This is a genomic window from Streptomyces xinghaiensis S187 (genome assembly GCF_000220705.2).
Taxonomy (GTDB): Bacteria; Actinomycetota; Actinomycetes; order Streptomycetales; family Streptomycetaceae; genus Streptomyces; species Streptomyces xinghaiensis.
Genome location: NZ_CP023202.1, coordinates 2,596,742 through 2,621,484, shown reverse-complemented (window position 1 = coordinate 2,621,484; position 24,743 = coordinate 2,596,742). Strand labels below are relative to the sequence as shown.

The following is a 24,743-nucleotide window of genomic DNA, read 5'->3' as shown; positions in this document are numbered from 1 at the left end:
CGGAGCGGATCGCACCCTATGAGTCCTCGGAGGCTATGGCCACTCCGGAGATTGCCCTGCCTCGGGGGGCGTACCTCAGCTTGACGTTTAACCTCGCTGCTGTTCGTGTTCCTTGATCGTTTCGGCGCGTTCAGGTCTTGCCGAGGTCCTGGACGTGGGCCTTGTGCTGGTTGCGGCTGCCGGGCGGACGTCCAGGGCCGGGCCTGCCCGGTCTCGGTGCAGCGGTGGGGCGGGCCGTCTTCCGGCGGAGGTTGCGAAACCCTCGCCGGACGCGGGCCGGGGAGCGCTGTTCGGTCTTCACGGGGCGTTCCCAGTGGCGGCGTAGGTCTTCGGCGAGGAGCACGCCGTGCCCGAGGAGGAGATCACGCGCAACGTCGCGCGAAACGTCCGTACCGGCACCCCACGGCCCCGGCGCTTCGAACCCCTCACCGCCGACGAAGCCCGCAAGTTCCTCGAGGCCACGCGCCGACACCGGTTGCACGCTCTGTTCGAACTCGCTCTCCACGCCGGACTCCGCAAGGGCGAACTCCCCGGCCTGCGCTGGGAAGATCTCGGCCTCAACGCGGGCACCGCCGCAATCCGCCGCACATTTCAGCGCACCAGCACCGGCGGGCTCACCACGGTGCCCACCAAGCCCCGGGCCTCCGAGCGCCGCATCGCCCTCCCCAACCGCTGCGTCCAGTCCCTGAAGCTCCATCAGGAGCAGCAGCACGAGCAGGAAACCGCAGGCTCCTCTTGGCTGCACGACGGGCACGTGTTCACCACCGCGCAAGGCCGACCGATCGACCCGACCAACATCACACGCACCTTCATCACGCTCCTCCGCAAGGCCGGCCTCCGCCGCATCCGCTTCCACGACCTCAGACATTCGACCGCCACCCGGCTCCTGGAACAGGGAGTCGAACTCGTCGTGATCAAGGAACTCCTCGGCCACGCCCACATCGGCGTCACCGCCACTGTCTACGCCCACGTAAGGCTCTGCCTCCAGCGCGACGCCATCGACACCCTCAGCACCGTTTTCGGCACCCCGGAGATCGCCAAGACGGTCAACAGCAACGACGACGAACCGCCGCCCTGCCCCGCTCTCGTGCGCTGACGTTGCCGTCAACTACTGCTGTCACCCAACGCAGGAGCCGCGCCGGACCAAGGTCGGCGGGGTTCCTCATTTACTGAAGTGAACGTGTCATTCGTTACTCGTGAGAGCTTCAGAAGCCACATTAAGAGCCTCCCTCAAAGAATCTACGACCGTCGGGTCGAGCAATCGAGGATTCTCCACACGGTAGGAACCTCCAGAAAGTGGAGTAATGCTTACTTCCTGGGCCTCTCGCTGTCGGCGCATCGATCTAAGCCGTAGCGTTCCATGACTGAGAGTTGGGAAGAAATAGCCGAACCGACCATCTGCGTAGGCCGCTTCCACTAGCGGGCGCTCCTCGGAGAATTCCTCAGCAGTCCGCAACCATTTCCACTGAGCGGATACCGAGTCTCCCGACTCGTGGGTTCTCGCCAGCCGCCCCGGCATCATGAATGGGAACCTTCCAGCGAAGTCATCCACCGAAATACCATCCCGCCAGGCAGCCAATGCCTCAATCAGATCGTCTAGATCATCAGTGGCGCCCTCAGCCCATGTGAACCCCTGCCCCTGGATTGCCACGTAGAAGGTCCTGCTTTGGCTGCCGAGCTGAACAGAGGCCCTTCCGCGACTCGAATCCAGCTCAGCCGTGGTTAGCAGGCCAGGTCCCGATGCGTAGTGACTGTAGAGCTGCCCTAGGTCGAGATTCTTCTCCTCCGACACTAGCTCCATCGTCGAGATGAGGCCGCCCGCAGCGAAGAGGTCTGGGTAGAGACCAGAGTCAAGCGCGTCCATGCTCGTGAGCCCCTCTTCGGTTCGTTTTACTAGCAGCCACGGAACTTCCCTGCATCCGATATGAAGGGCCGGAGCCTACCGAAATTAGCCCAATCTGGTTCCGCGACATCGACTCTTTCAAGGGCCCCCTTCGCGTTCGATCGGTAGAAGTTGACGGAGGGCCATGACCGTTCGCCATTAGCGACAGCTCTGGCGATCCAGCCCATCTCCATATCAGTGGCGTACGCTCCTGGCTGGAGCCCGGCTTTCGCCGATTCAGTGAAGTTGCCCAAGCCGCGGAGATTTACGTGAAGCGTCACCGACGAGTCCCGGATCGCGTTCTCCACTGGGCCCTGCCATGCGTCAGGGGCATAGCCACCAAAGTGCTTGAACCCATTGCTGTCCGCCCACGAATAGGTGCCTTCCGCCTTCTGCCCCAGCGCCACGTTGCAGTTGTGAGCGAGTACCGGCGTAGCCCCCGCCAGCACATAGTACGTGTGGGTGTTGGTGACGGTGAGGTTGTGGACGGTGGCGGAGGTGGTGGTCCGGCGTTTGACTGCGGTGATTTGGACGTGGGTGCCGGCGCTGGTGCGGAGCCATTGGCTCGGTGTGAGGTCGGTGGCGTCGATCCAGTCGTGGAGTTCGGGGACCCAGAAGGGGTGGCCGTCGGTGGCTGTGACGGTTGCCGTTCCGGTGCCCTTCTCGCCGTCGGTGTCGATGGTGATGCTGACGAGGTGTTTGAGGCCTTCGCCCTTGATCTCGGCGGTGACGGTCTGGGTGGTGGTGTCGCCGGTTTCGGGGTCGGTGGCCTGGACGGTGTCGCCGTTGTCGACGTCCTCGATGGGTTTGGCGGTGCCGTCGGCCATGAGGACCTTGGTGCCGGGGACGAAGCTGTTGACCGTGCAGGCGGCGGGTTCGCCCCGGTCGGTTTCCTTGCTGCTGGTGCCGTTCCCTCCGCCTTTGGACTGTTTGCTGGCGGTGGTGCTCTTCTTGCCGGCGGCGGTTTTCTGGACGTTGGAACGGGCGGTTTTCTGGACTGCGTTGCCCGTGTTCTTCTGCTGGCGTTTCGCGGCTCTTGTCGCTGCGGCCTTCGCAGCGGCAGCTCTCTTCTTGGCGGCTTGTGCTGCTCGTTTCGCGGCGGCCTTGGCTGCGGCCGCGGCCTTCTCGGCGGCCGCCCAGGCGGCCTTGGCCGCTGCGATGATCTTGCGGGCGCGTTCCTGGGCTTTCTGCCAGGCGCTGATGGCCGAGGAGATCGCGGAGATGGCCCGCAGGATCTTCTTGCCCTTGGAGATGACGGAGGTCCAGGGGATGGCGTCCAAGATCAGGCTGCCGCAGGCCCACAGGTCACCGCGGGAGAAGCAGCCGACCATGTCGTTCCAGCCGATGAACTCCTTCAGGACCGCCCAGCCCACCGAGCGGATCACGTCGGTGAGCGTGCGGTTCATGGTCGCGTTCGCACCGGCGACCGCGCTGTCGGAAGGGCCGTCGTAGAAGTCGTCGGCGGAGATCCCGGAGGACAGCCCGGAGGGGTCTGCGTAAGTGACGGGGTTGTTCTCGCTGTAGGTGTAGCCGTTGAGCTGGACGGGGTCGCCCAGGTCGACGAGGGGATCGGCTGACAGGAACCGCCCGGTGGCCGGGTCGTACTCGCGGGCCCCAGGTGAACGAGGCCGGTGGCCGCATCGTCGGTGCCACCCACATAGTCACGGTGAGAGCGCCAGCCGGCATGCTCGGTACGAGAAGTGCCGTAGGGAGTGGTACGGGAGAACTTCACCCGGTTGCCCTGGGCGAGGTCGATATCGGCGTAGGCGGTGCCGTTCTGATCGGCAACCTGGACCGACAGCACGTCAGTGGTGTTGTTGGCGTCGTAGCGCATCACCGTGGACGCGCCGGGCTGGGAGTAGTACCGCTCGGTGTAGGCCGGGCCGCCGGACGCGGTGGTGGCCACGGTGGTGTCGCCCAGGTGGAGCACACGCTCACCACCCGAGACCGACAGCAGGCGCTCGCCGGTGGGGCCGTAGATGTAGCGGGTCTCGTCGGCCGGTTCCCACACCTGCCCGTTCGTGCCGTCGCACGCGGCCAGCTCCATGTCGGTCCCGTAGGCGGTGCTGCCGCCGGGCAGGGCCGCGCACAGGCCGGAGGCGACGTGCTTGAGTGTGCCGGCGGAGGTGGCGGTCCACTTCTGGTCCGCGGCCCCGGTGCAGTCCTCGGCCACTACGGCCGTGCCGGCGGCGCTCGCTCCGTCCAGCGGCATGATGCAGCGGCCCAGCACCTTCAGCGCCCCGGTGGCCGGGGTGCTCTCGGAAGCGGGATCGATCCTCAGCTTCTGGGCCTTGGTGCCGTTGCACGCCCACACCTGCAGCGGTGTGCCGTCGGTCAGTGAGGAGGACTGCAGGTCCGCGCACCGCCCCGAGGGAGTGTTGACGAATGCACCGGAACCCGAGGCGGCCTGGCACGCCAGTGCGGCTCGGCCGAAGCGGAACAGAGCCGCACGGGACTCGCCGGCAGGGTTGAGCATCTTGAGAGGCTGGATCGCATGAACAGGCTGGCTGGCGCGACCTCGCCTTATTTGCTGCAGCATGCCGAGAATCCGGTCGACTGGTGGCCCTGGGAACCGGAGGCCTTCGAGGAAGCGCGGCGGCGCGATGTACACGCTCTGCTGTCGATCGGCTACTCGGCGTGCCGTTGGTGCCAGTGTATGTGAACCACCAGGTAGTTCTGACCTGGGACGTTTCCAAGAAGTGGCCAGTATGGACACGTTCGGTAAGCGGCTAGATGGAGACGTAGGCGCTGGGTCGAAGATCAGTTAGCGGCCTTTCCCAAGTGGACGCCCGAGCAGTACGTCAGCATCCGCCAGCACCTGGAGGGAGGCACTCTCGCTGCCGGCGAGTAGAGATGGCTTGAGTCCGGAAACGCCTCGCACGTTTGACGTGGGTGCTGGCCGCAGAGCATGTGCCGCACGCGCCAGCGAAGCGATACAAGGAGTCGGGTCTGCGTAAGGTGCCCCGTTTCCCACACACGTCCTATTGGTCGATCCGAGGCAGCCTCGGCATCCCCCGGGAACGCTTCATTTCCTATCCCGACGCTGTTGTCGCTTGCCAGGACCTACTGCTCGGCTGGTCCGCGAGCCCGACGCCTGCTGACTCTACGGCGGAGTTCGACTCGCGCCCCGCGGCCGGGGGTGCCGTACGCGTTCCTGTCGAGGCCTGTGGTGCTACCGCTCCGTACGGCGCAGGAACTGTAAGCCCAGTACGGCCAGGGCGAGCGTCTGTCCGAGAGACGCGAGCAGGAGCAGGGGCTGAACGACGGGAGAGCACCAGAACGCGGTCGTGCAGACCATGGGCAGGACCAGGTACGTGAACAGGTCCACTGCGCTCTGAAGCCGCTTGCGCACGGTGTGGCCCGCGACGTCGCGGTGGTAGACCTCCCAGCCGAACACCGCGCCGTCGGCGGAAGTGAGCTCCCCCAGGCGGGGTCCCAGCCGGTCGCGGACATAGTCGCCGATCGCCGAGATCTTCTCGTCGTTGGCCAGGTAGGTCCAGCCCAGGATCAGACAGATCGCCGGAACGAAGAGCAGCAGCCGGGACTGTCCGCTCTGGGCGGTGATCGCCACGACCGCGGTGGCTGCGGCGAGCGTGAAGTAGAGCAGGTTGTCGCGAAACCCTATGCGGGTCTTCTGTTCCTCCTTGAGACGGTCGTACTCGGCAAGCAGGACCTGGCTCTCGGTGACGTCGTCCGTGCAGGTCACAGGTGCTCCTCGGCTCGAGTTCAGGATCAGCCAGCGATCTGGAAGGGCGCCAGGCTGTCGGGGCCGTGCCGTTCGATCCAGCTCTTCCCGTCCGCCGCTATCCCCTCCAGGAGGCGGAAGGTGTGGGTGGAGCCGGCCGCGCTGAGGCTGATCTCGGAGATTTCCTGGGGATCCTCGGTCGGCGCCAGCTGACGGGCTTCGGCGTCCTTGACGCGGATCTTCCTGGCTGGTCCGTTGGCGAGGAGAAGCTCCAGGTCGTAGCCCACGTCGGCGTTCTCCGTCACCTGCACGGAGGTCAGGGCGTCGAACCGGTAGTTGTTCCGCTGCTCGTTCCTGCGCGTCGCGTCGGAGAAGTCGAACTCGGAGCTGATCTCGCGGATGCCGTCCTGGGTGAACAGGAACAGTCGGAAGACGTAGTGCGAGTACCGCCATGGGCCGCCGCGGACCCGACCCCGTTTGTAGGAGGGAGCCGGGGCCACCAGGATGGTGTGAGTGATCAGGTCGCGCCAGGTGAGCCGGTGGTGTTGGAGCGCCTCGTCGACGAACGACGTCTTGTCGCAGGCGAGCCAAGTCTCCATCTCCTGTTCGCTGGGCCGCTTGTCGTCCAGGAAGGACTGCCAGCGCTGGTAGGCGCTCTGCCGTGCGGCCAGTTGTTCCAGGTACTCCCGATTCTCCCGGTCCAGTCGGTGCTCCTCACGCCGGACCTCCAGCCAACGGGAAGCGGCTGCATGCCCGGACCAGGCCGCACCGAGCACGGCCAGGAACGCCCACAGAACCTGCTGCTGGGCGGCATTGGTGACCGCCGTGGCGAACGCGGCCAGAGCCGCCGTGCCGAGAACGGCGAGGGCTGCCACGGTCAGGGCCTTCGTCCTGCCCGGAGTCCGGTCCTGGTGGTGCTGATCGAACAGGGTGCCGCTGTTGTAGCGATTCCGGGCATCCTCGGCGAGGTACCGGATCAGCCATTCGACCCGCTCCACACCGATCCGGCTCTCCCGGTAGAGATCCGCGATCTCGGCGGCGAGGCCGCTGCGGATCTGATCCGTGTGGGCGAGCCAGGTGTCCGAGGTGAACCCGTGGGGCCTGCGCCTGCTGAAGTAGTGATCGAACGAATGGCGGACGCGCTTGGTGAACCTACCCTTGGCGGAGTCCGGGCCGGAGTCGGGTCCGGAGTCCGGGCCGGGTGCGGAGTCGGAGGCAGGATCGCGTGGGTGGGGGACGCGCGCCCCGGCCGCGAGGCCCGGCCCGGGCCACCGACCCCACCACCGGACGCCGAAGCGGGCCGCGGTCAGGCCCGCGCCGAGTGCCACCGGTAACTCGACGATCGCCTGGGCCGGATCCGTGATCAGTGCCAGGGCCCAGAGGAGCGCACTGCTGACGACGAACAGGATTGCGCGGAGGGGGAGGGCCGCCTTGGCGGCGGCAGCGGTGCTCGGGCGGGGCGGAACGGCCCGTGCCCCGATGGGGGTGGGTGCGAAGTAGGTCCAGACCCGCTGGCCCCGGTCGTTGGCGAAGCGTTCTGCCTTGGCCCGTTCAAGGGTTTCCGCCCACAGGTAGTCCTTCAGGCCTCCGGTGAGCATGAGGTCGAGGTGGCGGAGGATCGCGTCGTGCTGGCGGTGCGGCAGGTCCTGCAACTGCTTCAGCACGGGTCCGGTCTCGCTGCCGGCCGTGCTGAGCGCCGCCAACAGGTCGAAGGTGACGCGTAGGGCTTCCGTCCACTCGTCCTCGGCGTAGTCCCGCACGCGCCCGGCGGTGTAGCGCAGCCGCTGAACCTCTTCGTCGCTCAGGTCGTGGTGGGTACGTGCGCTGAGCATGGCCAGCACCCAATGGAAGCGCACCTCCGTGCCGTCGTGGCCGTGGGCGATCGCATCAGTGATCATTTCCCGGGCGCGACTGGGGACGCCGTCCTCCAGGAGTCGCACGCCGACCCGGTACTTCTCCTGCGGCGAGGCGTCCGGGTGGACGATGTAGACGTGGGAGTCGTGGACGGTCTCGGCCTGAATCCCGACGGTGGAGTATGCGGCCGAGTTGTACGAATCCGAGCTGTACGCGGCACTGTCGTCGCGGCTCATGCCAGGCCACCGGCCGCAGCGACCAGGGGTGCCAACGCGGCTACCAGCGCGGGGCATTCCGCGACCAGTCCACGCAGCCTCTTGAGCGCAAGGACGGTCTGCTTCGACGACCCAGGGACACGCTCTCCGGCCGACCGGAGGGAGGATTCCAGATCAGTCAGGGCCGCCTGGTAACTGTCCTCGTCGAGCACGCCCTCGGCGCGGTGCCACCTCAGCTGGTCGCGGAACCCGTTCAGCTCCGTGACCAGGTCCGTCGGACCGGATGCCTTCGGGGCCGTGCCCATGTGGACACTGCTGCCCGTGACCGAGCTGGCCATGATGCCGACGGTGCTGTTGTGAGCGGTGTTGATGACCCCCCGGTCTAATCGCTCGACCGAACGGTCCCTATCGTCCTGGGCCATTGCGGACTGCATGGCGGACTCCCCCTGCTCGTTCACCAGTTCCACTGCCAGGCGGACGGCGAAAGCCGCCGCGTTCGCCGCGGCCCGAGGCTGCCAGTTGCGGTCGTCCGAACTGTTCTTCGTGCCGTCCGCCCGGTCGCTTATTCCCCGGACGATCGCCACGGGAGCTCCGCTGAGATGGCCGGCCTGGGCCACACCGGCGGCCTCCATCTCGATGGCGAGCGCATCGTTGTAGTGCTGCCGGATCCACTTCGCCTCGGCCGAGATCCTCGAGTTCTGGACGATCTCGCCGGCGGCGACAGCCCCGAAACGCACCTGCGGTCGGTCCTCGTGACCAGGCGGGGGATCCGCCCACTCGTCCAGACGGGCCAGGTGCGAGGCGAGCTGGCTGATGCCGTGCGGCGCTTCCCACACCCGAGGGCGGGCTTTGAGCCCATCGTCCTCGCTGGTGCCGCCGTGGTAGGCGTACACATGCGACGCCACCACCACATCACCCAGCCTCGTGGCATCCCACAGGGCGCCGGCGACCCCGACGAACAGCACGGCCACGGGCGAGAACTCCTGGATCGCGCGTTCCGCGATCACCGCGGAGGACTGGTTTCCCTTGCTCGTCAGCCCGAGCGCGACACGGCACGACGTGCCCTTCACGACGCCCACTTCGAACCGGGTACCACTCTTGTGGAGATGTAATCGAAGATCCACCAGCCTCTCGCGCACGGACTGATACTCAAGATTGAGGGCGGTGAGAATCACCACCAGGTCTTTCGACATCTACTCCTCTTCCCCTGTCGTGTGGGGTCGGATCAGCGGTGGGAACAGCACGGTGTTCGGCCCGGCCCGGTACAGCCGCGCGGGCCGCCCCCCTGTGGCCTTGCGGTCCGCGCCGGTGGGAACGATGAATCCCTTCGCGGCCTGGACCTTCCGGTAGAAGTTGCGGGTGTCGAGCGGAGTGCCCCAGACGGCCTCGTACACCTGCTGGAGCTCCGCGATGGTGAAGCTCTCCCCGCAGAAAGCGGTGGCCAGCGCCGAAAACTCGATCTTGGCGCGCGCGCGTTCGATCCCGTCTTCGGCGATGCGACGGTGGTCGAACGCGAGAGCGGTCTCGCCGGACAGGACGGCGTCCGCGGGAATCCACGCGGCCTCGGTGGCATCCGTCCCCGCGACGGGATCGGGCAGCCCCGGTGCGATCGCCAGGTGAGCTACGGAGACGACTCGTCCCCGCGGGTCGCGGCCCGGACTTCCGTACACGGCCAGTTGCTCAAGGTGCACCCAGCCGGAGTTCAGTGCCGTTTCCTCGCTCAGCTCGCGGTGGGCGGCGTCGAGGATCTCCTCGTCATCGTGGTTCAGAAATCCTCCCGGCAGCGCGAGGGCGCCCTGGAAGGGTTCTTCGCCCCGTTCCACCAAGAGCACGTGCAGACGACTCTCCCGCATCGTCAGAATCACGAGATCGACTGTCAGCAGGACAGAGGGTGGTGACCATGCGTCAGGTGGCATGGTTTGCAAGGTACTTCAGATACTGTCACTTGCACAAGAAGTCGGGCGGCGCGATCGACGCACCACTCGTCCCCAAGGGCCCTGGCGTGGCTGAATGGCCGACGGTCCAGCCAGCAGTTCCGGGGCAGTGGGACCCCAGACCCGGCCGAGCGTGGCGGGCTCGGGCGGGTTTCGGTGCTCGCGTCAGACCCTGTGGGAGGCTGACCCGCATGAACCGGTTGGCTAGTGCGACCTCGCCATATCGGCTTCAGCACGCTGACAACCCGGTCGCCTGGTGGCCGTGGGGACCCGAGGCATTCGAGGAAGCGAAACGGCACGATGTTCCCGTTCTGCTGCCAGTTGGATACTTCTGCTTGTCACTAGCGGCAGGGCATGTGAGTGGCCAGGCAGTCAGGACTACAGGGCGGGTGCGCCGAGGGTGATCAGCTACGGCGCGGCCGGGGTAGACCCAGGCGCCGGGGCGGCCGACCGTATCTGGGTGCACTGCGGCTTCATCGGCACTGGCATGTGCATCCCGCCCAAACTCGGGACCTGGGCCCTCTTGCTGACCAACAAGCTCTACTGCACCCGCGACTACGAGTCGCTGACCAGCATCCGCAACGGCTTCTGCGCACTCGTCTTCAACTGGCCACGCACGCAGAGGGAATGGGTGCGGACTTGGGGAGCCACGCGTGTTGATCTGCGGAAGCCGCAGCTGGCCGTAGAGGCCGTCCCGACCGCCTGGTGGCCACCGGTGGCGTCTCGGCGGTCTCATCCGGCTGGCCCGCTACTGGTCCGGTCCACAACGTAGCCCCGACCCCAGCAGCACGAGGCGGGCGTGCCTGGAGTTGCGGCATGCGAGGTCGCGCGAAGTGTCAGACCAGGGGCGTACCGTTCTCTCACGGCGCAGGAGTCCCTGCCCTGCAAGCGCCTTGGCGTCCTGCGAGGTTCAGTTGGCGACGAAGAAGAGCGGCTATAAGCGGAAGTCCCTGCCCCAGCCGGTCAGGTTCGAGGTCTGGGTCCGCAGCGGGGGCCGATGCGCGATCTGCAACCGCTACCTTCTGGATGGGGCTCTGGCCAACAAGACCATCCGCCTCGGCGAGCTCGCCCACATTGTCGGCCAGCAGAACACAGCGGGCTCTCCCCGGGGGCAAAACGATCTCGTCGAGCGCGACACCGCGGACAACGTGATGCTGGTCTGCGCCGACGAGCACGACGAGATCGACGCGCCGGAGAACCTCGACGTCTTCACCGTCGAGAAGCTGCTCGCGCTCAAGCACGCCCACGAAGACCGGATCAAGCACGTCACCGGCATCGCACCAGACCGTACGACCACTGTGCTGCGGATGATCGGTCAGGTCCGGGGGCAGCAAGTCGAACTGACCCGACAGACAGCCTCGTCCACCGTCCTCATCTCGGGCGACCGCGTCCCTCTCTTCCTGGAGTCCTACTCCCGCCATGGAATTGAGATCGAGCTCCGCCATGTACTGGGCGAAGCCACGATCGACCTCCGCGACGTTCCCGGGGAGGACGGGACCAACGGCGAGTACTACAGCCAGGCGAAGGCCGTGATCGACAACGTGGTCGACAACAAGCTCAACGAGGGCATCTCCCGCGACCAGGTGGCCCATCTCAGCGTCTTCGGATTCGCCCGCATCCCGCTCCTCGTCTACCTGGGATCGCGTCTGGATGACACGGTGCCCACCGATATCTACCAGCGCCACCGCCACGATGAGACCTGGACATGGAGCGAGGACGGACCGGCCGTCGCCTTCGCGACCCACCTCGACTTGGACGTGCCGCCCGCTGACGAAGCCGTCCTGGTGCTCAACATCTCCGGCACCATCCAGCCCGGGGAACTGCCCCCTCAGCTGGCCGGGCTGCGGCGCTACCGGATCAGTCCGGCGGACGCGGCGGCTGCCCCGGACATCATGCGCCACCACGACAGCCTCGCCCGCTTTCAAGAGAACCTTTGTGCCCTGTTCGCCGACATCGAGGCGAACGCGAAGGCCATCCGCCGCCTGCACATCCTGCCCGCTGTACCGCTGTCCGCCGCAGTGAGTCTGGGCCGTGTCCACGACCGCCAGGTCCACCCCAGTCTGACGATCTACGACCGCACCGACGGCGGCTACCGCCCTGCGCTGGAGATCAAGTGAAACTGAACGGGCACTTCGACACCCTGCTCAAGGGGACGGTCAACCTCAACCAGACCAGGCTGGATCAGCTGGACACCCGGGTGACGGCCATCTTGAACTTCCTGGCCAGCGACTCGGTTATCGGCCCACTGATCCTCGGTACCACCAGACAAGGCTCCTGGGCCCATCGCACCATCATCAAGCCAGTGGCCGGCAAGAACGACGAGTTCGACGCCGACTTCCTGCTCAACCTGACCGTCGTTGAGGCATGGGAAACGACGCCGTCGGAGTACCTGAACACCCTGTTCGCCGCGCTCAAACGCAGCAACACTTACAAGTCGATGGTAGTGAAGAAAAACCGCTGCGTGCGGATCAACTATGCGGGCGACTGCCACGTCGACATCGTCCCCCACCTCATCCTGCCCGACGGTCGGCAGGTGATCGTCAACTCGGAGGTAGAGGAGTTCGAGGAGACCAACCCCGAGGGCTACACCGCGTGGATGAAGGAGAAGGACTCGCTGACCGGCGGCAACCTGCGCAAGGTGATTCGCCTGGTGAAGTACCTGCGGGACTCCAAGGACACCTTCCGCATCCCCTCGGTGATCCTGACAGCCTTGCTCGGCGAACGGGTCCAGGTCTACGACACGGGCAACCGCTACAGCGGGGTGCCCACCACTCTGGTCGACCTCATCGAGGACCTCGCCGCGTGGCTGGCCCTCAACCCACTAATGCCCGTGATCGTCGACCCGAGTTGCCCGCAGACCAGCTTCAACCACCGCTGGGACCAGGACCGGTACGCCAACTTCGCCAAGCACATTCAGTCGTATGCGACCCGGATGCGTAGGGCCCTGGACGAGCAGGACAAGGACAAGAGCGTCAAGCTCTGGCAGCAACTCTTCGGTGACGGGTTCAGGTCACCCGCCACGACGGCAGCGGCCTCCCTCGCCAAGGCCGGGCAGCCGACCTCGGCGGAAGGGGTCACCCGGGCGCCGTCGGAGAGGTTCATCGAGGAGATGGGTGTGCAGTGGGCGGGTGGACGCTGGGCCCGGATCGAAGCCCGTGTCGCGAACCCCATCGGCACCGGATCCGCGGACCTGCGCCGTACCGGCTTCGCCCCCGTCGGCCGGGACATGTACTTCACGGTGAGCACCGACGCCCCGCAGCCATACGACATCTGGTGGAAGGTCCGCAACTACGGACCGGACGCCGAGAATGCCCACGGCTTACGTGGTCAGATCACGCCAGGGCGCGGACCACGGATCCATGAGCGCACCAGGTATCGGGGTCGGCATTACGTGGAGGTATGGATCGTCAAGGACGGCAAGGTCGTCGCCAGTGATCATCACGACGTAGTGATCCGCTGACGACGCCACGCCATCAGGGTGACGGGCATGAAGCGGGGGTGGCTCCCCACGCGGCTCGTCCCCGGCGAGAACGCACAGGTCGGCACCTGGTTGAAGCTGTCCAGCTTCCCTCCGGACCGCCGACGACGGGTCCGGGCCGAGCTGGGGGCCGATGCCCAGAGGTCCCCGGTTGCGGACATGTCTCAGCCCACAGGGCGTCGGAGGCGCCGAGGGCGCGGGCGAATCCTCGTTGCTCACAGGGCCCCGAGGTCGACCGTGACAGGGAATGGCGCGGTGGCCTTCACGGTGCCGGTGAACACCTCGCCGTCCCGGTAGGCCCTGGTGGCTGGGTCGAGGACGTAGGTGTAGACGATCGGAACGCCGGTGGCGGACTGCTCGATGCGCCAGTAGAAGGGGATGCCGGCTTTGGCGTACTGGTCCACCTTCACGATCCGGTCGGTGGTCTCCGAACCGGGCGACACGACTTCGACGACCAGGAGTACGTGCTCGGGGCGGGTGGGCGTGAGGTCGATGGTCTCCGCCCGGTAGACGGTGACGTCCGGTCGGCGGTTGGTGAGTGGAACGTCCTGCAGGCGGACGTCGAAGTCCGTGTCGGCGTTCCAGTCCGGGCCCGCGGCGGCGTCCAGGGCATTGGCCAAGAGCCGAGCCAGCCGGTTGTGCCGCTTGGAGGCGCTCGGGCTCACGACGACCATCCCGTCCACGATCTCGATGCCGGCGCACTGCTCCTCGGACCAGGAGTCGTACTGTTCCGCGCTGATCTGCGTGTGCATCCACGCGGGCGCCACCATCTCGGCGGTCATGAAGTACCTCCTTCGAGGACGCGGTGCTGCTCGACTCAGCGTACTGCCCACTTCCAGTCGGGCACCGGCTTTGGGCCGGGGCAGAACCTTCAGCGTCCGCAGGGCGACCTGGGCGCAAAAGGGGCGATCCGCATTCACCACGTGATGGCGCATGAGTGCAAATCGGCCAAGTAGTGCGGGGGCTTGCGGGCCGAACCGGCAGGGCCGCGTCGGCGTGAGAGGCTGGGTCGTATGAACCGGTTGGCTGGCGTGACCTCGCCTTATCTGCTGCAGCATGCCGAGAATCCGGTCGACTGGTGGCCCTGGGAGCAGGAGGCTTTCGAGGAAGCGCGGCGGCGCGATGTACCCGTTCTGCTGTCGGTCGGCTACTCGGCGTGCCACTGGTGCCATGTGATGGCCCGCGAGTCCTTCGAGGACCCGGAGGCCGCCGCCTATCTCAACGCCCACTTCGTGTCCGTCAAGGTGGACCGCGAGGAGCGGCCGGACGTGGACGCGGTCTACATGGAGGCCGTCCAGGCGGCGACGGGCCAGGGCGGCTGGCCGATGACCGTCTTCCTCACGCCGGACGCCGAGCCGTTCTACTTCGGCACCTACTTCCCGCCCGAGGCCCGCTACGGCATCCCCTCCTTCCGCCAGGTGCTGGAAGGGGTGCACGCTGCCTGGAGCGACCGCCGCGAGGAGGTCGGCGAGGTGGCCGGGCGGATCGTCGGTGAACTCTCCTCGCGCTCGCTCGCGCTCGGCGGCGGGAAGGACGCCCGCCCGCCCGGCGAGGAGGAGCTGCACGCCGCGCTGCTGGCCCTGACCCGCGACTACGACGCGGCCCGCGGCGGGTTCGGCGGCGCCCCCAAGTTCCCGCCGTCGATGGTGCTGGAGTTCCTGCTGCGGCACCACGCCCGCACCGGCTCCGAGGGCGCCCTGCAGATGGCCTCCGACACCTGCGAGGCCATGGCGCGCGGCGGGCTGTACGACCAGCTCGGCGGGGGCTTCGCCCGCTACTCCGTCGACCGGCGCTGGGTGGTGCCCCACTTCGAGAAGATGCTGTACGACAACGCGCTGCTGCTCCGCGTCTACGCGCATCTGTGGCGGGCCACCGGCTCCGGCCTGGCCCGGCGGGTGGCGCTGGAGACCGCCGACTTCCTGCTGCGTGAACTGCGCACACCCGAGGGCGGGTTCGCCTCCGCGCTGGACGCCGACAGCGAGGTACCGGACGGCCGGGGCGGCCCGGCCGGCGCGGAGGGCGTGGGTGCCGGGGGAGGCGCCGGCGGCCACGCCCGGCACGCCGAGGGCGCCTACTACGTCTGGACGCCCGCCGAGCTCCGGGAGGTCCTCGGCGAGGAGGACGCACGGCTGGCGGCCGGATACTTCGGGGTCACCGAGGAGGGCACCTTCGAGGAGGGCGCCTCCGTGCTCCAGCTCCCCGGGGAGGGGCTCACCGATGCAGACCGCATCGCCTCCATCCGCGAGCGCCTGGCCGAGGCGCGCGCCAGGAGGCCCCGGCCGGGGCGGGACGACAAGGTGGTCGCCGCCTGGAACGGGCTCGCCATCGCGGCTCTCGCCGAGACCGGCGCCTACTTCGACCGCCCCGACCTCGTCGAGGCGGCGACCGCCGCGGCCGATCTGCTGGTACGGGTCCACATGGACGGCACCGGCCGGCTCGCCCGGACCTCCCGCGACGGCACCGCCGGGGCCAACGCGGGAGTCCTGGAGGACTACGCGGATGTCGCCGAAGGCTTCCTCGCCCTTTCGGCCGTCACCGGTGACGGCGTCTGGGTGACGTTCGCCGGGCTGCTCCTGGACACCGTGCTGCGGCACTTCCGGGGCGAGGACGGCGCGCTCTACGACACCGCCGACGACGGCGAGCGGCTGATCCGCCGCCCGCAGGACCCGACCGACGAGGCCACCCCCTCCGGCTGGTCCGCCGCGGCCGGCGCGCTCCTGTCGTACGCCGCGTACACCGGCAGCGCCGAGCACCGCAGCGCGGCGGAGGGGGCGCTCGGTGTGGTGCGGGCGCTGGCACCCCGCGTTCCCCGGCACACCGGCTGGGGGCTGGCCGTCGCGGAGGCGGCGCTGGACGGACCGCGCGAGGTGGCCGTCATCGGCCCGCGGGACGATCCGGCGACGGCCGCTCTGCACCGTACGGCGCTGCTGGGCACCGCGCCCGGCGCGGTCGTGGCGCTCGGGGAGCCCGGCGCGGAGCATCCGCCGCTGCTGCGGGACCGCCCGTTGCGGGACGGCCGGCCGGCGGCGTATGTCTGCCGCCACTTCACCTGCGACGCGCCGGTGACGGAGCCGGAGGCCCTCGCCGGCCGGCTCGGCGGGTCCCACGACGCCGGGGAGTGACCCGGCGGGGGAACGGGACGGGTGGTGCGGGCCCAGCCCGGGGCCACCCCGGGCCTGCGGCTGCCCGGGGGCTCCGGGTGGCCGGGGAACGCCGACGCCCCGGCCGCGTGACAGGGCCGGGGCGGCGGGACCGGCTCGGGGCCGACGGTGACGTCCGCTACGGCCCGGCGGCGAGGTCCGCTACGGGGCCGCGGCGCGGCCGGCGGACGGTCGGCAGCCGGGCGCGGAGGACCCGGGGCCATCGGCGTGCCGTCGCCCCCCGCTTCCGCACCGCGACCCGCGGTGGCCCTGCGGGGCGTCCGCCGTCGTCAGATCGCCACCAGCGAGATGCCGATGTAGTGCGCGACGAAGGCCGCCAGGGTGAGCGAGTGGAACACCTCGTGGAAGCCGAAGAACCGCGGTGACGGATTGGGGCGCTGGAGCGCGTAGATGACACCGCCGGCGCTGTAGAGCAGCCCGCCGGCGATCACGAGCAGCAGCACCGCGATCCCGCCCTCGCGCAGGAAGTCGGGCAGGAAGAAGACGGCCGCCCACCCCATCGCGATGTAGCAGGGGGTGTAGAGCCACCGCGGGGCCCCCACCCAGAAGACGCGGAAGGCGATGCCGATCAGCGCGGCGGCCCAGATCGCCCACAGCAGCGTCTCCCGGGTGCCGTCGGGGAGCAGCAGGATCGTGAGCGGGGTGTAGGTGCCCGCGATGATCAGGAAGATGTTCGCGTGGTCGAGTCTGCGCAGGACGGCGTTGGCGCGCGGTCCCCAGTTGCCGCGGTGGTAGAGCGCGCTCACCCCGAAGAGCAGGCAGGCGGTGAGGGTGAAGACGGCGCAGGCGATCCGGCCGGGGTCGGTGTCGGCCAGCGCGGTCAGGAAGACGCCGGAGATCAGGACCGCCGGGAACATGCCCGCGTGGAGCCAGCCCCGCAGCCGCGGCTTGACGGGTTTGGAAAGGTCCTGCGGGAGCACACCGGAGGTCTCGGAGGGCGCGTTGTCGTCGTGGTGCACGGCCTCGCGTGAGGCGCCGGATGTGGCAGTCATGGGTCAATGCTAGCTACGGGACCGTAACTTGCGGGGGCCCGAGTGGCCCGAATGCGACGGGTGCGAGTGGCGATGCTCACGTGGGCTGCCCTCTGGACAGATGAGCCGCACAGGCGGATGATCAAATGAGTGCGGTCGGCACCGGATGAGCGCACAGGACGCATCCGGGTCGCAGCCCCCACGGGGCAACTAATGACATATGCGGGTATCAGGGACAGTGATGCCCGTATGACCCTCGCTATCTGACGCCGGAGCGGCGCGGTTCCGGCGGAACGGAGTGATCGTGGCGCTCAGCGCTGTGTCTCCCGGGGGCGACCCCCAGACCCCCGTGGCCACCAACCCACCCACCAACCACCAGGAACTGGTCTCCTGGGTCGGCGAGATCGCCGCCATCACCCAGCCGGACCGGATCGTGTGGTGTGACGGCTCCGAGGCCGAGTACGAACGCCTCTGCGAAGAGCTGGTCGCCAAGGGGACCTTCACCAAGCTCGACCCGATCAAGCGGCCGAACTCGTACCACGCCGCCTCCGACCCGAGCGATGTGGCGCGCGTCGAGGACCGCACCTTCATCTGCTCCGAGAAGGAGGAGGACGCCGGCCCGACGAACCACTGGAAGGACCCCGCCGAGATGCGGGAGATCTTCACCGGTGAGGACGGGGTCTTCCGCGGCTCCATGCGCGGCCGGACGATGTACGTGGTGCCGTTCTGCATGGGCCCGCTCGGCTCGCCGCTGTCCGCGATCGGCGTCGAGATCACCGACTCCGCGTATGTCGCGGTCTCCATGCGGACCATGACCCGGATGGGGCAGCCCGTCCTCGACGAGCTCGGCTCCGACGGCTTCTTCGTCAAGGCCGTGCACAGCCTGGGCGCCCCGCTGGCCGAGGGCGAGGCCGACGTGCCGTGGCCCTGCAACACGACCAAGTACATCTCGCACTTCCCGGAGTCCCGCGAGATCTGGTCCTACGGCTCCGGCTACGGCGGCAACGCCCTGCTCGGCAAGAAGTGCTACGCCCTGCGCATCGCCTCCGTCATGGCGCGCGACGAGGGCTGGCTCGCCGAGCACATGCTGATCCTCAAACTCACCCCGCCGCGCGGTGAGTCCAAGTACGTCGCCGCCGCCTTCCCCTCGGCCTGCGGAAAGACCAACCTCGCGATGCTGGAGCCCACGATCCCCGGCTGGACCGTGGAGACCATCGGCGACGACATCGCCTGGATGCGCTTCGGCGAGGACGGCCGGCTCTACGCGATCAACCCGGAGGCGGGCTTCTTCGGTGTCGCACCCGGCACCGGCGAGCACACCAACGCCAACGCCATGAAGACCCTCTGGGGCAACGCCGTCTTCACCAACGTGGCGCTCACCGACGACGGTGACGTCTGGTGGGAGGGCATGACCGAGGAGCCCCCGGCGCACCTGACGGACTGGAAGGGCAACGACTGGACCCCGGAGTCGGGGACCCCGGCGGCGCACCCCAACGCCCGCTTCACCGTCCCGGCCGGCCAGTGCCCGATCATCGCGCCCGAGTGGGAGGACCCGAAGGGCGTGCCGATCTCGGCCATCCTCTTCGGTGGCCGCCGTGCCTCGGCCGTGCCGCTGGTGACGGAGTCCTTCGACTGGCAGCACGGCGTCTTCCTCGGTGCGAACGTCGCCTCCGAGAAGACCGCCGCCGCCGAGGGCAAGGTCGGCGAGCTGCGCCGCGACCCGTTCGCCATGCTGCCGTTCTGCGGCTACAACATGGGCGACTACATGGCCCACTGGGTGAAGGTCGGACAGCGGGCGGACGCGGAGAAGCTGCCGAAGATCTACTACGTCAACTGGTTCCGCAAGGACGCCGACGGCCGCTTCGTGTGGCCCGGCTTCGGCGAGAACAGCCGCGTGCTCAAGTGGATCGTCGAGCGCCTGGAGGGCGGGGCCGAGGGCGTCGAGACGCCGATCGGCGTCCTGCCGGCCAAGGGTTCCCTCGACACCGAGGGGCTCGACCTGGCCGAGGAGGACCTCGACTTCCTGCTCAGCGTGGACCTCGACACCTGGCGGGACGAGGCCTCCCTGGTCCCGGAGCACCTGAGCACCTTCGGTGACCACACGCCCAAGGAGATGTGGGACGAGTACCGCGCGCTCGTCCGCCGTCTGGGCTGACGGCACCGGTTTCCGTACGGCGCGGGCCGGACGACCGCGGGTCTGATGACCGCGGGCCCGCGGGGTACGGGGGACGGTCCCGACCGGACGCACCGATGGCCGGGTGCGGCTTCGTGCCGCACCCGGCCATCGGGTTCTCGGTGGTTGCGCCGGGGCCGCGGGCGCTGATGCGGGGCGCGGCCCCGGCGCGTCAGTGGGCCGCCCCCGAGAGGGCGGAACCGGCGCCGTCCAGGGCGGCGGCGTGCGCGTCCATGCGCTCGGCGGAGAGGATCGCGGCACCGGTGTCCGCGCGCGACGCGGCCACGACCAGGGCGCGCCCGGCGAGCGTGTGCGCGCGGCGGTGCAGCGACGCGACCCGGTCGGCGTCCGGCCGCTCCTGTGCGGGAGCGGTGGCGGAGCGGGCCGGCCGGGAACCGTCGCGGAGCCGGGTGACGCGCTCGGTGAGCCGCTGCGCGGCCCGGTCCAGGGACGGATCCGGGGCGAGGGCCCGCAGCTCATCGGTCACGGTCAGCAGCGCGGCCAGATGCCCGGCGAGCTGGATGTCCAGCTCCTCCTGGCGCGGCCGGCGGGGCAGCGGCGTCGGCTCTCCCATGGCGTGGACCGACTTGGAGCGGATCGGTTCGTACATGGATGGCCTCCTCATGTGAGAGGACCATCCTAGCTTGGATTATGTCTAAAGTTGACTCTGTTCGCATCCGGAATCCCGGCGGACCCGGTTCCGCCCCCGTGCCGGCTCCTCCCGGACCCGCGCCGGCCGCCGTACGGGCCCGGTGCCGACGGGCTCAGAACTGGCTGTAGCCGTCCAGGAACTCCCCGATCCGGGTGATGGCGTCCGCCAGATCCTCCTTGTACGGGAGGGTGACCAGCCGGAAGTGGTCCGGCTCGGGCCAGTTGAAGCCCGTACCCTGCACGATCATGATCTTCTCGGCGCGGAGCAGGTCCAGCACCATCTGCCGGTCGTCCTTGATCTTGTAGACCTTGGGGTCCAGCCGCGGGAAGGCGTACAGCGCGCCCTTCGGCTTGACGCAGCTCACGCCCGGAATCCGCGTCAGCGTCTCGTACGCCGTGTCGCGCTGCTCCAGCAGCCGGCCGCCCGGCAGCACCAGCTCGTTGATCGACTGCCGGCCGCCGAGGGCGACGGCCACCGCGTGCTGCGCCGGGACGTTGGCGCACAGCCGCATATTGGCGAGGATCGTCAGTCCCTCCATGTAGCTGGAGGCGTGCTCCTTCGGCCCGCAGACCGCCAGCCAGCCGCTGCGGTAGCCCGCCACCCGGTACGCCTTGGACAGGCCGTTGAAGGTGAGGACGAGCAGGTCCGGGGCGAGAGCGGCGGTGGGGGTGTGGGTGGCGCCGTCGTAGAGGATCTTGTCGTAGATCTCGTCGGAGCAGACGATCAGGTTGTGGCGGCGGGCGATCTCGGCGATCCCGCGCACCAGTTCGTCGTCGTAGACGGCGCCCGTGGGGTTGTTCGGGTTGATGACGACGATCGCCTTGGTGCGGTCGGTCACCTTGCGCTCGATGTCGGCGAGGTCCGGCATCCAGTCCGACTGCTCGTCGCAGCGGTAGTGCACGGCCGTGCCGCCGGAGAGCGAGACGGCGGCCGTCCACAGCGGGTAGTCGGGGGAGGGGACCAGTACCTCGTCGCCGTCGTCGAGCAGCGCCTGCATCGACATCTGGATCAGCTCGGAGGCGCCGTTGCCGAGGTAGATGTCCTCGACGTCCAGCTCGATGCCCTTGGTCTGGTAGTGCTGCATCACCGCGCGCCGGGCCGTGAGGAGGCCCTTCGCGTCGCCGTAGCCGTGCGCGTCGCCCAGCGTCCGGAGCATGTCCTCCAGGATCTCGGGCGGGCACTCGAAGCCGAACGGCGCCGGGTTGCCGGTGTTGAGCTTGAGGATGCGGTGACCCGCCGCCTCCAGCCGCATGGCCTCCTCGAGAACCGGACCCCGGATCTCGTAGCAGACATTGGCGAGCTTCGTTGACTGGATCACCTGCATGTTCGCCACCATACGGCCGCCCGGGTGGGGCCGCTCGGTGTTTTCCGCCACGCGGGGGGCACCCCGCCGGAGGACCCCGTGAGCCGCGCGCCGCCCGGCGGACGCGGACCGGGGGGAGCTGCCGTACGGACCGTTCGGCAGCCGTCTTCGATGCGGAAGCGGCCGCCGTCCGGCACATGCGGAACACCGGCCGGAAGAGTCCGCGCGGCTTCGAAAGTGGAGGCGGAAGCCGGCGGCCGGGCGGGCCGGGGCAGGCGGACGGGAGACGGGGCCGGGCGGCTGCGGAGCGGTGGGGGCGCCTGCGGGGAGGCCGGTGTGAGCTCCGCCACGCCCGGTCGCGCGGGTGTTCGCCCCGAGCCGGGACGGGCGTTCGCACACCCGTCCGTGCCACACCGGGCCCCACGGGGACCGCCGCCGGCCTCCGGCCGCAGCGCGCCGCCGCGGAACCGCGCCGTCAGAAGAAGGTGCGGACGAAGTCCGTGACGGTGCCGTCCGCCGTCACCACCGGGATCAGCTGCCACTTGTCGAAGACCGTGCAGGGGTGCGACAGCCCCAGCCCCACCCAGTCGCCGACCTCCAGGGCCCGGCCCTCCCGCGCGACGTCCAGCCAGGCGTGCTGGTCGGACAGGGCGGTCACCGTGAGGCCGGTGGCGGGCCGCTCCGCCCCGTCCCGCGCGGACCGCACGAGCTGCGGTTCCGGCAGGTGCAGGTCGCAGGGGGCGTCCCGCTTGCCCGCGTTGAGGAACGCCTGGCCCGGTTCGGGGCGGGAGAGGACCTGCGCCCACAGCCGGAAGGCGGGCCGCAGCGCGCCCTCCTCCGGGATCCGGTTGAAGGGGGTGAGGCGCCGGTAGTGACCGTCGTCGTGCGAGACGTACGCGCCGGAGCGCAGCAGCCGGAGCACCGGCCGGGACAGGGCCGGGATCTCGCCGAAGACCTGCGCGACCGCGTCGAACCAGGCGCTGCCGCCCGCGCTGACGACGATCTCCTCGGTGTCCGCGAAGTGGCCGGCCGCGTCGAGCGCGCCGGCGAGGGCGACCAGGCGGCGCAGCCAGGCCGTGACCCGCTCGGGGTCCGCGCCGGGCACCTCGCCCTCGTACCCGGCGACGCCGGTCAGGCGGAGGGTGCGGGCGGCGGTGACGGCCGCGGCGACCGCCGCGCAGTCGTCGTCCGTGCGCGCCCCGGTACGCGCCCCCTGTCCGGCACCCAGTTCGATGACCACCTCGACGGGCCGGGTGGCACCGCAGGCGCTCAGGGCGGCGTCCATCAGTTCGACTCCGCGCACCGAGTCGGCGTACACGACGCAGCGGAACTCCGGGTCGGCGTCGAGCTCCCCGGCGAGCCAGCGGAGGGCGGCCGGGTCGACGAGCTGGTTGGCGAGGAAGATCCGGCGGACGCCGAACGCGCGGTAGACGCGGGCCTGGTGCGGGACGGCGGCGGTGATGCCCCAGGCACCGTGCTCCAGCTGGCGTTCGAAGAGGGCCGGGGCCATGGAGGTCTTGCCGTGCGGGGCGAGGGCCAGCCCGTGCCGGGCGGCGTAGCGGCCCATCAGGGCCAGATTGTGCTCCAGCGCCTCGGCGGAGAGGGCCAGGACCGGCGTGGTGAAGCCGCCGCTGAACAAGGACCGGCGCTGGTCGGCCAGTTCGCGGACGGTCAGGCCGGCGGCGTCCGGCGGCAGTCCCTTGAAACGGTGGTCGACCCGTTCCCCGGCCAGGCGGGCGGCGGCACGGTCGGTGGGGTGCTCGGCGGTCATCGGGCCTCCGCGGGCTGCGGTGCGGGTGGGACTACGGAATCCTCCCGCATCCGCAGGGCGGCGGTGTGTGCGCCGCGGTGACGGATCCCGTGCCGGGCCGTGAGCCGGAAGGCCCCGGCGGGGCGGACGCGCCCCCGGGTCCTACCCCGGGGGCGCGCCGTCGTCACCGGCTCAGCCGGAGGCGCAGTACTGGGCCTCCTTGCCGATGGAGCGGTACATGCAGTCCGCGTTCTCGATCAGCTGGAGCACCGCGTCCCGGTTCCGGCTGGTCTCCCGCTCGATCACCTCGTCGGGCGGGTAGAAGCCGCCGCCGGAGGCCGAGGACGGATACATCTCGTAGGTGTACGAGAAGATCTTCTGGTCGCCCCACATCCAGTCGTTGACGCTGCCGTCGGTGATGTAGAGATCGCTCGACTGCTGCGGGGTGTAGCCGTTGCTCGCGGCCATCTTCCGGCCGATGGCGGCGAAGGCGTCGCGGTCGTCCCGGGTCATGCCGCCCGCGGTGTCGGAGTAGGTGTAGCCGTACGGCCAGAGCACCAGCTCGCTGTAGGTGTGGAAGTCGATGCCGGCCTTGATCTGCTGCTCGCCGCCGACGATCCGGCTCCGGACGAAGTCGGTGACGGTCTTCACCTCGGGGGCGGACTCGGCCGAGGGGCCCCGGTAGGTGTCCGAGGAGGTGCTGCCGGAGGAGCCGCCGCAGCAGCCCCACTGGTAGGGCCAGTTGCGGTTGATGTCGGTGCCGACGGCCGAGGAGCCGGCGTTGGGCTGCCGGTTCTTGCGCCACGAGCGGTAGGAGCCGGTGGCGATGTCGTACTCGCCGCCGTCCGGGTTGAGGTCCGGCAGGATCCAGATCTCGCGGTCGTTCACCGCCTTGGTGATGCGCGCGTCGGTGCCGTAGTCCTCGCCCAGTTCGCGCAGGAGGTAGAGCGCCATCTCGACGGTGAGGTGCTCGCGGGCGTGCTGGTGGTGGGTGAAGAGGACCTCGGGCTCGTCCTCGTCCGTCCTCACGTTGTCGCTGATCTTGACGGCGACGATGTCGCGGCCCTCGTGGGACTTGCCGATCACCCGCTTGCTCATGATGTCCGGGTGGGCGGCGACACGGGAGTTGATCTCCGCCGTGGCTTCGGCGTAGTTGTGGTAGTCCGCGTCGGCGGGCGGGAAGTCCGCCGCGCGCAGGCTCTGTTCGCCCGCCCGCCGGGACGGGGGAGCGGGCAGCGGTTCCAGCGTGTAGCCGAGGGCGCGGAGCTCGCGGGCCTGCCCGGAGTCCGCGGAGACGACGACGGAGTGGTCGCGCACCTCGTCGACGGAGGCGCCGGTGGCGAGCAGGCGGGTGCGCTGGGCCGCGGTGGCGGGGCCCGCGACCTCGTACTGACGGGGGGTCTCTTCGGCGGACGCGACGCTGGTGAGCGCGTCCGCACGGTCGGTGGGGGGAGTCGTGCCGGCCTGGGTCAGGGGAACGGCCAGCGCGAGTGTCAGAAGAGCGGCGAGGGCGGTGACCCGTTGGCCGCGTGATGGCAGTCGCATGCTGCGTCATGCTGGGGCCTTGGCATGGGCGGGTCAATGGTGCCGCGCCGACCGGAAGAGGCCATGCCGGTTCCGGCCGGGCGGTCTCGCACGGACGGCGGACGATCTCGCACGGACGGCCGAGAGACCCGCGGCACCGG

The 24,743-nt window shown here is 69.2% G+C and carries 16 protein-coding genes and 5 pseudogenes; 7 read left to right on the top strand and 14 right to left on the bottom strand.

All coding sequences use genetic code 11. The features are described 5' to 3' along the window. Window positions 1-87: 87 nt before the first annotated feature. Window positions 88-337 (bottom strand): annotated as a pseudogene (locus tag SXIN_RS32910) (NF041680 family putative transposase); the annotation flags it as partial. Between SXIN_RS32910 and SXIN_RS11070 the strand changes: the two are divergent. Continuing rightward, window positions 338-1,096 (top strand): annotated as a pseudogene (locus SXIN_RS11070) (tyrosine-type recombinase/integrase); the annotation flags it as partial. Between the two features lie 87 nt (window positions 1,097-1,183). Here SXIN_RS11070 and SXIN_RS31240 read toward each other — a convergent pair. The 3 genes and pseudogenes from SXIN_RS31240 to SXIN_RS33035 all read right to left on the bottom strand — a co-directional run. Then, window positions 1,184-1,864: a DUF6193 family natural product biosynthesis protein gene (locus SXIN_RS31240; protein ID WP_157916276.1), complete on the bottom strand. Its 681-nt coding sequence runs from the start codon at window positions 1,862-1,864 to the stop codon at window positions 1,184-1,186. 29 nt (window positions 1,865-1,893) lie between these two features. Next, window positions 1,894-3,288 (bottom strand): Hint domain-containing protein, encoded by a 1,395-nt coding sequence (locus SXIN_RS11065; RefSeq protein WP_050930972.1) that lies wholly within the window; start codon window positions 3,286-3,288, stop codon window positions 1,894-1,896. Window positions 3,289-3,824: 536 nt separating this feature from the next. Continuing rightward, window positions 3,825-4,358 (bottom strand): annotated as a pseudogene (locus tag SXIN_RS33035) (ricin-type beta-trefoil lectin domain protein); the annotation flags it as partial. A gap of 18 nt (window positions 4,359-4,376) precedes the next feature. On the opposite strand from SXIN_RS33035, the pseudogene SXIN_RS11055 reads away from it, so the two are divergent. Next, window positions 4,377-4,541: pseudogene (locus SXIN_RS11055) on the top strand (DUF255 domain-containing protein); the annotation flags it as partial. Window positions 4,542-5,054: 513 nt separating this feature from the next. Here SXIN_RS11055 and SXIN_RS11050 read toward each other — a convergent pair. The 4 genes from SXIN_RS11050 to SXIN_RS11035 are packed head-to-tail and all read right to left on the bottom strand — an operon-like array spanning window position 5,055 to window position 9,552. Then, entirely contained in the window at window positions 5,055-5,588 is a 534-nt protein-coding gene (locus SXIN_RS11050; RefSeq protein WP_019710327.1) for a hypothetical protein, read from the bottom strand. A gap of 26 nt (window positions 5,589-5,614) precedes the next feature. Continuing rightward, complete coding sequence (locus tag SXIN_RS11045) at window positions 5,615-7,657, bottom strand: hypothetical protein (RefSeq protein ID WP_019710326.1); 2,043 nt, start codon at window positions 7,655-7,657, stop codon at window positions 5,615-5,617. Further along, on the bottom strand, window positions 7,654-8,829 hold the full coding sequence (locus SXIN_RS11040; RefSeq protein WP_019710325.1) for a 5'-methylthioadenosine/S-adenosylhomocysteine nucleosidase family protein: 1,176 nt from the start codon (window positions 8,827-8,829) through the stop codon (window positions 7,654-7,656). The genes SXIN_RS11045 and SXIN_RS11040 overlap by 4 nt, the downstream gene beginning before the upstream one ends. Then, on the bottom strand, window positions 8,830-9,552 hold the full coding sequence (locus SXIN_RS11035) for an NUDIX hydrolase (RefSeq protein WP_095756933.1): 723 nt from the start codon (window positions 9,550-9,552) through the stop codon (window positions 8,830-8,832). A 209-nt stretch (window positions 9,553-9,761) separates the two neighbouring features. On the opposite strand from SXIN_RS11035, the pseudogene SXIN_RS11030 reads away from it, so the two are divergent. The 3 genes and pseudogenes from SXIN_RS11030 to SXIN_RS11015 form a co-directional block, all read left to right on the top strand. Beyond that, window positions 9,762-9,899 (top strand): annotated as a pseudogene (locus SXIN_RS11030) (DUF255 domain-containing protein); the annotation flags it as partial. Between the two features lie 822 nt (window positions 9,900-10,721). Continuing rightward, complete coding sequence (locus SXIN_RS11020) at window positions 10,722-11,687, top strand: SAVED domain-containing protein (protein WP_238153729.1); 966 nt, start codon at window positions 10,722-10,724, stop codon at window positions 11,685-11,687. Further along, window positions 11,684-13,030 (top strand): SMODS domain-containing nucleotidyltransferase, encoded by a 1,347-nt coding sequence (locus tag SXIN_RS11015; protein ID WP_019710321.1) that lies wholly within the window; start codon window positions 11,684-11,686, stop codon window positions 13,028-13,030. Before SXIN_RS11020 ends, SXIN_RS11015 begins: the two co-directional genes overlap by 4 nt. Window positions 13,031-13,263: 233 nt before the next feature. Here the strand turns inward: SXIN_RS11015 and SXIN_RS11010 are convergent, their stop codons facing one another. Then, window positions 13,264-13,830 (bottom strand): Uma2 family endonuclease, encoded by a 567-nt coding sequence (locus SXIN_RS11010; RefSeq protein WP_019710320.1) that lies wholly within the window; start codon window positions 13,828-13,830, stop codon window positions 13,264-13,266. A gap of 231 nt (window positions 13,831-14,061) precedes the next feature. On the opposite strand from SXIN_RS11010, the gene SXIN_RS11005 reads away from it, so the two are divergent. Continuing rightward, a complete protein-coding gene (locus SXIN_RS11005) occupies window positions 14,062-16,170 on the top strand; it encodes a thioredoxin domain-containing protein (protein ID WP_095756932.1) in 2,109 nt (702 codons plus the stop codon). A gap of 308 nt (window positions 16,171-16,478) precedes the next feature. On the opposite strand, the gene trhA is transcribed toward SXIN_RS11005, so the two are convergent. Further along, entirely contained in the window at window positions 16,479-17,201 is a 723-nt protein-coding gene (gene trhA, locus SXIN_RS11000; protein WP_095756931.1) for a PAQR family membrane homeostasis protein TrhA, read from the bottom strand. 328 nt (window positions 17,202-17,529) lie between these two features. Between trhA and SXIN_RS10995 the strand changes: the two genes are divergently transcribed. Next, on the top strand, window positions 17,530-19,335 hold the full coding sequence (locus SXIN_RS10995) for a phosphoenolpyruvate carboxykinase (GTP) (protein ID WP_039822597.1): 1,806 nt from the start codon (window positions 17,530-17,532) through the stop codon (window positions 19,333-19,335). Between the two features lie 190 nt (window positions 19,336-19,525). Here SXIN_RS10995 and SXIN_RS10990 read toward each other — a convergent pair whose 3' ends face one another. The 4 genes from SXIN_RS10990 to SXIN_RS10975 all read right to left on the bottom strand — a co-directional run bounded on the left by SXIN_RS10990 (window position 19,526) and on the right by SXIN_RS10975 (window position 24,603). After that, complete coding sequence (locus SXIN_RS10990; RefSeq protein ID WP_095756930.1) at window positions 19,526-19,963, bottom strand: SCO4983 family protein; 438 nt, start codon at window positions 19,961-19,963, stop codon at window positions 19,526-19,528. Window positions 19,964-20,117: 154 nt separating this feature from the next. Then, the gene (locus SXIN_RS10985; protein ID WP_039822595.1) at window positions 20,118-21,329 is read right to left on the bottom strand and encodes a pyridoxal phosphate-dependent aminotransferase; all 1,212 of its coding nucleotides are present in this window, start codon (window positions 21,327-21,329) and stop codon (window positions 20,118-20,120) included. A 454-nt stretch (window positions 21,330-21,783) separates the two neighbouring features. Further along, window positions 21,784-23,079 (bottom strand): alanine racemase, encoded by a 1,296-nt coding sequence (locus SXIN_RS10980; RefSeq protein ID WP_019710314.1) that lies wholly within the window; start codon window positions 23,077-23,079, stop codon window positions 21,784-21,786. Between the two features lie 171 nt (window positions 23,080-23,250). Further along, window positions 23,251-24,603 carry a M14 family metallopeptidase gene (locus tag SXIN_RS10975; RefSeq protein ID WP_019710313.1) on the bottom strand — a complete coding sequence of 451 codons (1,353 nt, stop codon included), beginning with the start codon at window positions 24,601-24,603 and terminating at the stop codon, window positions 23,251-23,253. Window positions 24,604-24,743 lie beyond the last annotated feature (140 nt).

Coding starts and splice junctions, on each gene's coding strand:
- SXIN_RS10990 (WP_095756930.1), bottom strand. CDS start 19,963: ATGTACGAACCGATCCGCTCCAAGTCGGTCCACGCCATGGGAGAGCCG.
- SXIN_RS11010 (WP_019710320.1), bottom strand. CDS start 13,830: ATGACCGCCGAGATGGTGGCGCCCGCGTGGATGCACACGCAGATCAGC.
- SXIN_RS11045 (WP_019710326.1), bottom strand. CDS start 7,657: ATGAGCCGCGACGACAGTGCCGCGTACAGCTCGGATTCGTACAACTCG.
- trhA (WP_095756931.1), bottom strand. CDS start 17,201: ATGACTGCCACATCCGGCGCCTCACGCGAGGCCGTGCACCACGACGAC.
- SXIN_RS10980 (WP_019710314.1), bottom strand. CDS start 23,079: ATGACCGCCGAGCACCCCACCGACCGTGCCGCCGCCCGCCTGGCCGGG.
- SXIN_RS10975 (WP_019710313.1), bottom strand. CDS start 24,603: ATGCGACTGCCATCACGCGGCCAACGGGTCACCGCCCTCGCCGCTCTT.
- SXIN_RS11020 (WP_238153729.1), top strand. CDS start 10,722: ATGCTGGTCTGCGCCGACGAGCACGACGAGATCGACGCGCCGGAGAAC.
- SXIN_RS11065 (WP_050930972.1), bottom strand. CDS start 3,288: ATGAACCGCACGCTCACCGACGTGATCCGCTCGGTGGGCTGGGCGGTC.
- SXIN_RS11035 (WP_095756933.1), bottom strand. CDS start 9,552: ATGCCACCTGACGCATGGTCACCACCCTCTGTCCTGCTGACAGTCGAT.
- SXIN_RS11005 (WP_095756932.1), top strand. CDS start 14,062: ATGAACCGGTTGGCTGGCGTGACCTCGCCTTATCTGCTGCAGCATGCC.
- SXIN_RS10985 (WP_039822595.1), bottom strand. CDS start 21,329: ATGCAGGTGATCCAGTCAACGAAGCTCGCCAATGTCTGCTACGAGATC.
- SXIN_RS11040 (WP_019710325.1), bottom strand. CDS start 8,829: ATGTCGAAAGACCTGGTGGTGATTCTCACCGCCCTCAATCTTGAGTAT.
- SXIN_RS31240 (WP_157916276.1), bottom strand. CDS start 1,864: ATGGACGCGCTTGACTCTGGTCTCTACCCAGACCTCTTCGCTGCGGGC.